This window comes from Candidatus Profftia tarda (genome assembly GCF_904848675.1).
In the GTDB taxonomy this organism is placed as follows: Bacteria; Pseudomonadota; Gammaproteobacteria; order Enterobacterales; family Enterobacteriaceae; genus Profftia; species Profftia tarda.
Window position 1 is genome coordinate 671,135 of record NZ_LR890047.1, and the last position, 12,957, is coordinate 684,091.

Below are 12,957 nucleotides of genomic sequence, written 5' to 3' on the forward strand. Positions count from 1 at the left end.
ACCCCTCCTAAAATTACTTTCATTCTTCTAATGAAAGACCAGATCCATCTTCTTATAAAGTAGAGATTCTTATCTATTTAAGTGCTTTAGAAATAAACACAAAAGCAGCAAATTATCGCATGTCATCAATGATGATTACATTACCTTAATTATATCATTTTACCTTGCTTCTTATCGTCTAAGTTTATAGTTATAATATTCATTAGCTTCTAAAATAGAATAAAATATTGATCACTAGGAGATCTTTTATGCATAGGTATTGCCACAATAGCGATATTGTAGTTTCATTATAGTTAATGATCTAAAAGATATATTTTGCGCTATACTAATTTCCTAGAAAGACATAATAAAATATTAAGGAAGAAAGAACTGTGAGCAAGCGAAAATATTTTGGTACAGACGGAATTCGTGGGACAGTAGGTTACTGTCCGATTAATCCTGATTTTGTATTAAAGCTTGGCTGGGCTGCCGGCAAAGTTTTAGCACGACATGGTTCTCGTAAAATAATTATTGGTAAAGATACACGTATTTCTGGGTATATGCTGGAGTCAGCATTAGAAGCAGGCATAGCTGCCGCTGGTGTATCTACATTGCTTACGGGACCCATGCCAACGCCTGCTGTGGCGTATTTGACTAGAACATTTCGAGCCGAAGCAGGTATAGTTATTTCTGCATCTCATAATCCATACTATGATAACGGAATAAAATTCTTTTCGATTAATGGTACTAAACTGCCAGATGAATTGGAAGAGACTATAGAAGCAGAAATGGAAAAACCACTGATATGTGTAAAACCTTCTGAACTAGGAAAAGCAAGGCGCCTCATTGATGCATCTGGTCGTTATATTGAATTCTGTAAAAGTACTTTTCCTGTAGATCTTAGCATGAGCGGTCTAAAAATTGTTGTTGACTGTGCTAATGGTGCTACTTATCATGTTGCGCCAAAAGTGTTTTGTGAATTAGGTGCAACCGTCATCACCATAGGCTGTGAGCCGGATGGGATGAACATAAATAAAGAATGTGGCTCTACCGATGTTCGCAAATTACAATCTAGCGTATTGGAGACAAAAGCAGATATAGGATTAGCCTTTGACGGAGATGGCGATCGTGTTATTATGGTTGATCATTTAGGGAATACGTTTGATGGTGATCAAATTCTTTATGTAATAACACGCGAAAGCCTACGTCAGGGTAATCTGAAGGGAGGTGCAGTAGGTACGCTAATGAGCAATATGGGATTGGAATTGGCTTTTAAGCAATTAGGAGTCCCCTTCGAGCGCGCAAAAGTAGGTGATCGCCACGTGCTAGAAATGATGATAAAGAAAGGTTGGAATTTAGGAGCTGAAAATTCTGGACACGTAATCGTTCTTGATAAAACAACAACCGGTGATGGTATTGTTGCTGGTCTACAAGTTCTAGCTGCCATTGTTCGAAATCAAATTCCATTACACTTCTTGTGCAGTAGCATGAATTTATTCCCACAAGTTCTTATAAACGTCGATTTTTACGGTAGTTATGATCCACTGCAGAAGGAAATAGTTAAAGCAATTACTGCAGAAGTAGAAGCGGATCTGGGTGGCCACGGCCGCGTATTGCTCCGTGCATCTGGCACTGAACCACTGATACGTGTGATGGTCGAAGGAGAAAATGTAGATCAAGTAAAAGAAATGGCTTATCGCATAGCTGATGTAATAAAACTCACGAATCAGTAAAGAATCTAAAAATAATTTCATATTATATTCGAAAATATGTACTATTGTACCACGTAATTATAAATTAATCTTGCATTGCCTGGAGATAAGTGGTATTATAATGCCAAATTAAGTATGTTTATTTTCTTATTATGATAATTAAAAATTTATCAGTATAAACGCGCAATTAAACAGGTGCTGTAATGTATGAATTATTTTTAATAATTTTTCTAATAGTTTCTGTTATTCTAGTTGCTATGGTCATGTTACATCAAGGTAAAGGGACTCAGATAGGAGCTTCATTTGGCACTAGTACAAATTCTGCTTTGTTAAGTTCTAGTGGATCCAGTAGTTTCATGACCCGTATAATAGTAAGTTTAGCGATAATATTTTTCTTTCTAAGTTTATTCTTGGGTAACCTTAGCGGGCAGCAAAAAAACACAAAAAGCAAAGAAGAAAATTTCACTAGATCAGTAAAACACTATCACTATAGTGAGCACTTAAAGCCAGTAATCCCTAGTCAAAATATTAAAAAGTCATCTGATGATCTTAAAGAAAATAAGTAACCTAAGAAATAAAACACAAATAAAGATTAAAATCTATTTCAAAGTAAACGCGATATATAATAGCGATTTTAACTTTAAAATGCCGAGGTAGTGGAATTGGTAGACACGCTACCTTGAGGTGGTAGTGCCTAATAAGGCGTACGGGTTCAAGTCCCGTCCTCGGTACCAATCCATAAATAACTTTAAAAGTTATGAGAGTAGTAGTCTCTACAATTCATCAGCGGGGTGGAGCAGCTTGGTAGCTCGTCGGGCTCATAACCCGAAGGTCGTCGGTTCAAATCCGGCCCCCGCAACCAAATTTCTAAAGTATTTTTTCAAAATACTGTATATACGTCAAATCGAAAACATCTAGAAGATGTTTTAAAAAATTATTAATCAAAAAACAGCGCTGAATTCGTGCATTAGTATACAAGGTCCAGGCGCATTAAGCCCCGATTTCGGGGCTTTTTGTTATATGAGAATAGAATCTTTCACCGGGCTCTTAAGCCCTTCTTATATCTTGGGAGCATGATTGTCCATATTAAAACAGAAATTAACAGAGATTATTTCAGGAAAGATTGAGGAATTAGGATTTGAATTTTTAGGCATTGAATTTATTAGCGGTCGAAATTCAATATTACGTGTCTACATTGATCATGAATCAGGTATCAATATTGATGATTGTGCTAATGTAAGCTGCCAAGTTAATACTATTCTTGACATTGAAGATCCAATTAAAGTTGCATATAACCTCGAAGTTTCATCACCCGGTATCAATCGCCCAATATTTACAACGGAGCACTACCTTCGTTTTATAGGTAGGGAGGTTTTAATAGTACTTCGTATGGCGTCAAAACATCGCCATATATGGCAAGGTATTATCAAAGATGTCGAAAATGAGATCATTACAGTAACTGTAGACAAAAGAGATAAAATATTCGCACTAAAAAATATCCAAAAAGCGAACCTAGTAACACCACTGTTAAAGTTTTGATGAGGCCACTAGAATGAATAAAGAAATTCTAGCTGTTGTTGAAGCTGTTTCTAACGAAAAATCGCTTCCTCGCAAAAAAATATTTGAAGCCCTAGAAACCGCACTAGCAACTGCCACCAAAAAAAAATATGAACAAGAAATTGACGTTCGTATTTGCATTGATCGTAAATCTGGAGATTTCGAGACCTTCCGTCGTTGGGTGATTGTTGATGAGGTTACCCAGCCAACCCGAGAAATTACTCTTGATGCTGCTCAATTTGAAGATCCAGCTATGAAATTAGGTGAATATATTGAGGATCAAATTGAATCGGTTACCTTTGACCGTATAACTACTCAAACTGCAAAACAGGTTATTGTACAGAAAGTTCGGGAAGCAGAACGGGCTATGGTAGTTGATGCATTTCGTAAGCATCAAGGAGAGATCGTGATGGGTATTGTCAAAAAAGTAAATCGCGATAGTATCTTATTAGATTTAGGAGATAATACTGAAGCTGTTATTGGTCGTGAAGACATGCTGCCTCGTGAAAACTTTCGACCCGGAGATCGGATTCGCGGTGTCTTGTATGACGTACGTCCAGAAGCACGGGGTGCTCAGCTATTTGTGAGCCGTTCACGTCCAGAAATGCTGATAGAATTATTCCGTATTGAAGTTCCTGAAATAGGTGAAGAAATTATTGAGATTAAAACTGCAGCTCGCGATCCAGGTTCACGCGCAAAAATTGCGGTTAAAACTAAAGATAAGCGTATAGATCCTGTAGGAGCATGTGTAGGTATGCGGGGTGCTCGTGTTCAAGCAGTATCTAGCGAGCTAGGTGGTGAACGTATCGACATAATATTATGGGATGATAATCCAGCGCAGTTCGTTATTAATGCTATGGCTCCCGCCGAAGTTGCCTCCATTGTTCTAGATGAAGACAAACATACAATGGATGTTGCGGTTGAAGCAAATAATTTAGCCCAGGCAATTGGTCGTAATGGTCAAAACGTTCGTCTAGCATCTCAGTTGAGTGGTTGGGAGCTAAACGTAATGACTATTGATGATCTTCAGGCTAAACATCAGGCTGAAGCACATGAAGCTATCGCAAAATTTACAAAATATCTTGATATTGATACAAATTTCGCAACATTGCTAGTTGAAGAAGGCTTGTCTACTTTGGAAGAACTCGCATACATACCTAAAGAGGAACTGTTATCAATTAATGGTCTGGATGAATATAAGATAGAATCTTTGCGCGTTCGTGCACAAAATTCGTTAACTACTCTAGCGCTAGCCCAAGAAGAACACTTAAGCGCTCAGAAGCCAGATGAAGCTTTATTAGCTTTAGAAGGTATGGAACTTAGTATAGCCTTAAAAATGGCTCATCGTGGGGTTTGTGCACTGGAAGACCTTGCAGAACAAGGTATTGAAGATCTTGCGGATATTGACGGCTTGAATCGTCAAAAGGCTGGAGAGTTAATTATGGCCGCGCGCAATATATGCTGGTTTAGCAATAATGAATAATAAAGTCTAGCGGGAAGAAACAGCATGACAGAAGTAACCTTAAAATTACTGGCAGCAGAGATACAGACTTCTGTGGATCGCTTAGTACAGCAATTCGCTGATGCAGGATTTAAAAAGTCAGCAAATGATTCTGTTAGTCCACAAGAAAAAGAAACATTGCTAGCTCATTTAAACAGTGAGCATGGTAGAAAATCAGGCAAGTTAACACTGCAGCGTAAAACACGAACTACATTAAATGTTCCGAGTTCTGGAGGTAAAAGCAAAGCTGTTCAAATAGAAGTTCGCCAAAGAAAGATTTATATAAAAGGACATGAAGTAGCTGAGCAGCCTGTAACAAAGATGCAGAATGCTATAAATGAGGACTCCGAAGTACCAGGAAAATCTCGTTATCACACAGCTAAACAAGCAAAACCTATTTTCGAGACACAGGATAACGATAAGATAGTAGAAAGAGCAAAAATTAAGGTGGCTTATAGAACTAAGAGTGAAGCAGAAGCACATGCAAAAATAACTAAGAAAAATACCGCAGAAAAGACCAAAACTTCACATGCTGAAAAAGCGCGCCGCGGAGCGGAGGCTGCTGCACTGAAGCGTAAAGCTGAAGAAGAGGCTCTGCGTAAACTGGAAAAAGAAGCTAAGCGTGTATTTGAGGAAGCGCGCATAATGGCCGAAGCTAATGCAGATAAAACTATTGAAATAGAAACGATAGAAGATATCTCTGACTATCATGTAACCACATCTCATCATGCCCGTGAAGCAGAAGACGAGAATGATCGACAGGTTGAATCTGGTCGTGTTAGAACACGTACTGCAACTAAAATAAATAAAAAGAAAAAAGCTAATAAACTTTCTGAATCTAAAGCCGATCGTGAAGAAGAACGTGCTCAAACTCGCAGCAGCAATAAAGGCAAACGTAAGACAAGCATTATACAACACGGATTTAACAAGCCTGCTCAAACAGCATTCCGTGATGTGATCATCGGAGAAAGTATTACTGTAGCTCAGCTAGCAAATAAAATGGCCGTTAAAGGCTCTGAAGTGATTAAAGTTATGATGAATATGGGAGCTATGGCTACCATAAATCAGGTAATAGCTCAGGAAACTGCTCATATCGTTGCTGAAGAAATGGGCCACAAGGTTATACTACGTCGTGATAATGATTTAGAAGAAGAAGTAATGAGTGATCGTGATACTGGTGCCATTTTAGAGCCCCGGCCCCCTGTTGTTACTATTATGGGTCATGTAGACCATGGCAAAACATCTCTTTTGGACTACATACGCTCAACCAAAGTGGCATTGATTGAAGCTGGTGGCATTACCCAGCATATAGGAGCGTACCACGTACAAACTCATAACGGAATTATAACATTTTTGGATACACCAGGACACTCTGCATTTACTGCAATGCGTGCTCGTGGTGCTCAGTCAACAGATATTGTTGTTCTAGTGGTTGCTGCTGATGATGGTGTTATGCCACAAACTATCGAGGCAATCCAGCATGCTAAGGCAGCAAACGTACCTATTATTGTTGCTGTAAATAAAATAGATAAACTTACAGCAGACATGGACCGAATTAAAAATGAAATTTCTAAGTACGGTATTATGCCAGAAGAATGGGGTGGCGAGTCTCAGTTTGTTCCAGTTTCGGCAAAAGAAGGTACTGGCATCGATAATCTGTTGGATGCAGTATTATTGCAGGCAGAAGTTTTAGAGTTGCGAGCAGTTTATAAAGGTATGGCTAGCGGCGTAGTTATTGAATCTTTCTTAGATAAAGGTCGAGGTCCAGTTGCAACTATCCTGGTGCAAGAAGGAACTTTGAATAAAGGCGATATCGTTCTCTGTGGATTCCAATATGGGCGCATGCGCGCAATGCGAGATGAAATGGGGCGTGAAGTAGAATCTGCAGGTCCTTCTATCCCTGTAGAAATACTAGGTTTATCTAGTGTCCCTCACGCTGGGGATAAAGTAACTGTAGTGCGTGATGAGAAAAAAGCCCGCGAAGTAGCTATTTATCGTCAGGATAAATTTCGTGAAATTAAGATATCACGTCAGAAAAGATATAAGTTGGAAAATATATTTACGAATATGAATGCAGGTGAATTTTCTGAGCTAAATATCGTACTCAAATCTGATGTACAAGGTTCTTGCGAAGCTATTTCTGACGCATTATTAGGTCTATCCAATAATGAAGTAAGGATCAAAATTCTTGGTTCTGGCGTAGGTGGCATTACTGAGACTGACGCGACTTTAGCAGCTGCATCTCATGCTATTATCTTAGGTTTTAACGTACGAGCAGATGCATCTGCTCGTAGAGTAATTGAATCTGAAAAATTAGATTTACGTTACTACTCAGTAATTTATAAACTGATTGAAGAAGTCAAGCAAGCAATGAGTGGTATGTTGACTCCTGAATATCGTCAAGAAATAATAGGGTTGGCCCAAGTGCGCAACTTGTTTAAATCTCCTAAATTTGGTGCTATTGCAGGATGCATAGTAACTGAGGGTATTGTTAAACGTCATCATCCAATACGTGTATTACGTGAAAATGTGGTTATTTATGAAGGTGAGCTGGAATCTCTACGCCGATTCAAAGAAGATGTTAACGAAATAATTAATGGTATGGAATGTGGTATCGGTGTCAAGAATTACACTGACATTCGTACTGGAGATATTATAGAAGTATTTCAAATAATTGAAGTAAAACGCACAATCAATTAATAAGTTATACAATCACATGAGAATAATTTCTCATCATCATTGTAATGATATTATTAAAAAATATTTTTATACTTTATTTTAATAGAATAGCATACGACTATTTGATATTAATTTATAATAAATAAAGTCTTCTTCTCATTATTTTCATAAAATAGCAATTTCTAACAATAACAAGATTTTAATCATAAAATTTTATAAGAGGTTTATAAATAGCAATACTGAAATCTAATGAACATATTAGATCTGATATCGTATGATAGAGAAAGTGCATAATAAATTTAATATACACTCAGAGAGACAAATGGAATGCTCTCCGAGTGTATAAAAGATAACACATGATAGTAATGTGTTTGGTCTAAATAAACTATCGCTATAATTAACTAGTAAATGTTTAGAATAAAAGGTAATTCATGCATTAAAAGTCTGTTATAAGTAAAGAAACAATCTCAATATTTATACTATCATTTATAACAAACATATTAGTATACGCTTATTCTGTACTAGATAGTCAGAGAATAATATTATTTAGTCATCTAATGTTTGAACATATCATCTTCTGATAGTATCAACTATTTAACGGCAATTATACTTTATAATGCGTATTATAAAGTATAATAATAACATTATTAGTTAGATAATTTAGTGGAATAAACTAGGCATAAAAATAAATTGTATCTTTTATAAGATTTGATGCTCTCCTTAATGACCTAGAATTATCTTAAAGGACTTCTGGATGGGAAAAACATTTAACCGGATTCAACGTACATCTCAAGAGATGAGAAAAGAAATTGCAATAATTTTGCAGCGTGAAATTAAAGACCCACGTATTTATATGGCAACAGTTTCTGGTGTTGAAGTTTCTCGTGATCTATCCTATGCTAAAGTATTTATTACTTTTTTAGATGATAGTGATCCTAACGTGATAAAAATTGGCCTACAAGCTCTACATGAAGCTACTGGCTTTATACGCTTTCTAATTGGCAAAGCAATGCGTCTACGTATTATTCCTAATCTTATTTTCAGATATGATAATTCTCTAGTTGAAGGCATACGGATGTCTAATCTGATTGCGAGTATTCTCCAAAATAATGAATAGCAGAATATCGCATCGAATAATATTTCAGGAATATTATAAGGAATTATAATTATGCCACGACCTATAAAATACGGCAGAGATGTTAATGGCATTCTTTTATTAGATAAGCAAGCACATTTCTCTTCAAATGAAATGTTACAGAAAATAAAGCGCATCTATAGCGCTAATAAAGCAGGGCATACCGGTACGTTAGATCCTCTAGCAGTAGGCATGCTTCCTATTTGTTTGGGAGAATCCACTAAGTTTTCCCAATTTTTGTTGGGAGCGAACAAGACATATCGTGTTGTTGCTCGTTTAGGTCAGCGCACTAATACCTCTGATGCTAATGGCGAAATAATTGAAGAAAGACCTATTAATTTTTCACACATACAACTTAACAATGCTCTTAAAAATTTGCGTGGTCATATTAAGCAAGTGCCATCAATGTATTCTGCTATTAAATATCAAGGTAAGCCATTATACCAATATGCGCGTCAAGGCATCGTGGTGCCTCTTAAACCTCGTGATATTACCATTTATACGTTAGACTGTATCCGCTGTACAAAAGATACATTAGAGCTAGAAATTCAATGCTCTAAAGGTACTTATATAAGAACTATTATTGATGACTTAGGCATATCTTTAGGTTGTGGTGCACATGTTATCTATTTACGCAGATTACAAGTGTCTAGCTATTATCCAGAGCACATGGTAACTCTCGAGAAATTAGAAAAAATAGTTGCCACTGCACAAAAAAATTATACTGAAAAGAACACAATACTAGACTCACTCTTATTGCCAGTAGAGACAGCGGTCTCACATTTATCAGAAATAAATATAGGCGATATTACGGCTGCTCACCTTATGCAAGGACAGCAAGTGGAAATACAGGGTTTAACTAGTAAAGAAATGGTACGCATATATGCAGGTAAAGAACGTATATTTATTGGTGTTGGTAACGTTGATCATAAAGGATGTTTAGTACCACGTCGCTTATTGAATAGTAAATATAAGATGTGCGAAAGAGAATCACGTGCTCATCGCGGATGACTAGTGTTTAATATGAGATTATTTAATACAATTAATATTTATAAATTTATCCTTTATAATTGATTAGTATTCTTGCTGATATTTTTTAATGTCTGAAACATTTTCAAACTTTATTTAAAGTATTGGCTAGCTAATTTAGGTTGTTTATTAGCTGATATTAAGTTGCCAAATGTAATATCATTTTTAGGTTCTTTCTTGCATTTTTTACTCTTAGAGTATAAGCTCTTAGAGTATAAGCTCTGCACTTTAATATATTCATCAGCTTAATTAGAGATTGGCTCTATCTTGCTAATAATTTTTTGAATTTGGAGTAAAATAATGTCTCTAAATATTAGAGTCAAGGATCAAATTGTTAATGACTTTGGTCGTAACGCTCATGACAGCGGTTCAACTGCTGTGCAGATTGCATTATTAACTGCACAAATCAACCATCTGCAAGTACACTTTACTGAACATACAAAAGATCATCACGGCCGTCGTGGTTTACTGCTTATGGTCTCCCGGCGCCGTAAACTACTTGATTACCTTAAACGTAAAGATCTAAAGAGTTATACTAGTCTGCTAGAACGTTTAAAACTACGTCGCTAACTTATAAAATATTTAAAAATAGAAAAATCCTAGATAGATGCTTGCATATAGAGGATAAACGCAAATATTTTTTTATATCATATCAGTTAATAACTTTTGATTACTAAAATTATTTTGGTGAAATAAGATATTTAAAATGTAGTCAATTGTAATTTTATTACAAACAGCTCTACCATAGTATTTAAATTTAGTATGTAAATTCTATTTACAGAAATAACCTAAGTCAATGCACATCAGTGTTAAAGACAAATAATAGAAGTGACGTTCTATATCGCGTTCATGCACTTATAATAAGGAAAATCACTTGCTGAATCTTATAGTTCGCAAATTTCAATACGGCAATAATACCGTCACATTAGAAACAGGCGTAATGGCTCGCCAAGCTCTTGCTGGAGTCATGGTTAGCATGGAAGATACTGCCGTATTCGTTACCGTAGTTTGTGCTAGAAAAGCGAAAGAAGATCAGAGCTTCTTCCCTCTAATCGTTAACTATCAGGAGCGTACTTATGCTGCTGGTCGTTTCCCTGGCGGTTTTTTCCGTCGAGAAGGTCGCCCTACTGAAGGTGAAATTCTAATTGCACGTCTTATTGATCGTCCAATTCGTCCTCTATTTCCAACGGGGTTCTTAAATGAAATTCAAGTTGTTGCTACTGTTGTTTCTGTAAACCCACAGGTTAATCCTGATATTGTTGCTATGATTGGTGCTTCTGCTGCACTAAGCTTATCTGGTGTTCCATTTAATGGGCCTTTTGGTGCAGCTCGTGTTGGTTACATCAGTGATCAGTATGTGCTGAACCCAACTACTGATGAACTACAAAAAAGTAAGTTAGATCTAGTTGTTGCAGGTACTCAGGACGCTGTGCTAATGGTTGAATCTGAAGCTCAAGTATTAAGCGAAGATCAAATGCTTAATGCAGTTTTATTTGGACATGAAAATCAGCAGGTTCTTATTAAAAATATCAGAGCACTGACTAATGAAGCTGGTAAACCTCGTTGGAGATGGGATCCACCTGCAATCAAGAAAGAGCTGCACTCCCGCGTTGCCAAGCTCGCTAAAGATCGTCTTGAGCATGCATATCAGATCATTGAAAAACAGGAGCGTTATGCTGAGCTTACCCAAATTAAAACAGACGTTATTACTACATTACAGGCTGAAGACAGTTCTCTGAACATAACGGAAATAACAACAGTTATTGCGTTACTAGAAAAAAATATTGTTCGCGGCCGCGTGATACGTGGTGAGCTGCGTATAGATGGTCGTGAAAAAGATATGATACGTGGTTTAGATATACGTACTGGTATTTTGCCACGTACTCATGGATCTGCACTGTTTACACGTGGAGAAACTCAGGCTCTAGTTACTGCCACTTTAGGTACGGAGCGAGATGCACAGAATATTGACAGTTTAATCGGTGATCAAACTGACCGCTTCTTACTACACTATAATTTCCCTCCTTATTCTGTGGGAGAAATTGGGATGATGGGCTCCCCTAAGCGCCGGGAAATAGGTCATGGCCGATTAGCAAAACGTAGCCTATTAGCAGTAATGCCGAATCAAGCAGAGTTTCCGTATACTATACGCGTAGTATCTGAAATAACTGAATCTAATGGCTCTTCTTCTATGGCTTCTGTTTGCGGTGCCTCTCTTGCACTGATGGATGCAGGTGTACCTATAACATCTGCTGTTGCTGGCATAGCTATGGGCCTCGTTAAAGAAAAAGATAAATTTGTCGTGCTATCTGATATTTTAGGTGATGAAGATAATCTAGGTGATATGGACTTCAAAGTTGCAGGTAGCTGTCAAGGAATTACTGCTTTACAGATGGATATGAAAATAGAAGGCATTACCTACAAAATTATGCATATAGCTCTAAATCAAGCTAGAAGTGCTCGCCTTCATATTTTGGCTGTTATGGAACAAGCGATCAATGCTCCTCGTGATAATATTTCTAAATTTGCTCCACGAATTCATACGATCAAGATTAATCCTGAAAAAATAAAAGATATTATTGGTAAGGGTGGCTCAGTAATCCGCGCTCTCACTGAAGAAACTAGTACCACAATTGAAATTGAGGATGATGGTACTATTAAAATAGTTTCAACTGATAAAGAAAAAGCGAAACAAGCTATCTTACGCATCAAAGAAATTACTGCTGATATTGAAGTTGGGCGCATTTATCAGGGTAAAGTAACCCGCATAGTTGATTTTGGTGCTTTTGTTGCCATTACGAATAGTAAAGAAGGTCTTGTTCATATTTCTCAGATTACTGAAAAGCGCGTTGAAAAAGTAAGCGACCATCTTCTTATGGGTCAACAAGTTTCGGTTAAAGTACTAGAAGTTGATCGTCAAGGGCGTGTGCGCCTTAGCATAAAAGAAGCTAAAGCACTAGAACAAAGTAGTGTTCTTACTAATAAATAAAATCATCTGCACTACTTTCTACTCTTCCCTGCATTATTAGGGAGGAGTTCCTTAAATAAAAATAATATTGTCCTCAATAATTGCGCAATACAATCTATCCATAGCAGTCTAGCATTGTTTATAATAGCTATTATTCCTAAACCATTGAATGGCTTTTAGTAACACCAAAAACTTATTATTCATTACAATTCTCGTAAAGTTTTATACCTAGCAGTATATAAAGATAGACTAACTACGCCTCATAGTTATATTAATCAATAAATATGACAGCAAAAAATTTTTTGAGCAAACAATACTATATGATAGAATGAAATTAAAATATATTATATAGTATTTTAGAAAAAACTATTCTGATCTCTACTATAAATAGAGTATT

General features: G+C 36.6%; 8 protein-coding genes, 2 tRNA genes and 2 pseudogenes. All 12 read left to right on the top strand.

Translation table 11 applies throughout. The annotated features are described in order from the left end of the window. Positions 1–371 precede the first annotated feature (371 nt). The 12 genes and pseudogenes from glmM to pnp all read left to right on the top strand — a co-directional run bounded on the left by glmM (position 372) and on the right by pnp (position 12,581). Positions 372–1,712 carry a phosphoglucosamine mutase gene (glmM, locus tag KTT71_RS01710; protein ID WP_216782153.1) on the top strand — a complete coding sequence of 447 codons (1,341 nt, stop codon included), beginning with the start codon at positions 372–374 and terminating at the stop codon, positions 1,710–1,712. Between the two features lie 182 nt (positions 1,713–1,894). After that, a complete protein-coding gene (gene secG / locus KTT71_RS01715) occupies positions 1,895–2,257 on the top strand; it encodes a preprotein translocase subunit SecG (RefSeq protein WP_216782154.1) in 363 nt (120 codons plus the stop codon). An 81-nt stretch (positions 2,258–2,338) separates the two neighbouring features. Continuing rightward, positions 2,339–2,425: transfer RNA gene (locus tag KTT71_RS01720), tRNA-Leu, on the top strand. 51 nt (positions 2,426–2,476) lie between these two features. Then, positions 2,477–2,553 (top strand) — tRNA-Met (locus KTT71_RS01725). Positions 2,554–2,768: 215 nt separating this feature from the next. Next, positions 2,769–3,230 (top strand): ribosome maturation factor RimP, encoded by a 462-nt coding sequence (rimP, locus tag KTT71_RS01730; protein WP_216782155.1) that lies wholly within the window; start codon positions 2,769–2,771, stop codon positions 3,228–3,230. A gap of 13 nt (positions 3,231–3,243) precedes the next feature. Further along, a complete protein-coding gene (nusA, locus tag KTT71_RS01735; protein ID WP_216782156.1) occupies positions 3,244–4,731 on the top strand; it encodes a transcription termination factor NusA in 1,488 nt (495 codons plus the stop codon). A gap of 24 nt (positions 4,732–4,755) precedes the next feature. Next, positions 4,756–5,023, top strand: a pseudogene (locus KTT71_RS03480) (IF-2-associated domain-containing protein); the annotation flags it as partial. A 242-nt stretch (positions 5,024–5,265) separates the two neighbouring features. Next, a pseudogene (infB, locus tag KTT71_RS01740) lies at positions 5,266–7,449 on the top strand (translation initiation factor IF-2); the annotation flags it as partial. Between the two features lie 733 nt (positions 7,450–8,182). Next, positions 8,183–8,545: a 30S ribosome-binding factor RbfA gene (gene rbfA, locus KTT71_RS01745; protein WP_216782158.1), complete on the top strand. Its 363-nt coding sequence runs from the start codon at positions 8,183–8,185 to the stop codon at positions 8,543–8,545. A gap of 51 nt (positions 8,546–8,596) precedes the next feature. Then, on the top strand, positions 8,597–9,574 hold the full coding sequence (gene truB / locus KTT71_RS01750; protein WP_216782159.1) for a tRNA pseudouridine(55) synthase TruB: 978 nt from the start codon (positions 8,597–8,599) through the stop codon (positions 9,572–9,574). Positions 9,575–9,892: 318 nt separating this feature from the next. Then, positions 9,893–10,162, top strand: a complete 270-nt coding sequence (rpsO, locus tag KTT71_RS01755; protein ID WP_216782160.1) for a 30S ribosomal protein S15 — start codon at positions 9,893–9,895, stop codon at positions 10,160–10,162. Between the two features lie 304 nt (positions 10,163–10,466). After that, on the top strand, positions 10,467–12,581 hold the full coding sequence (gene pnp, locus KTT71_RS01760) for a polyribonucleotide nucleotidyltransferase (protein ID WP_216782161.1): 2,115 nt from the start codon (positions 10,467–10,469) through the stop codon (positions 12,579–12,581). Positions 12,582–12,957: the final 376 nt, after the last annotated feature.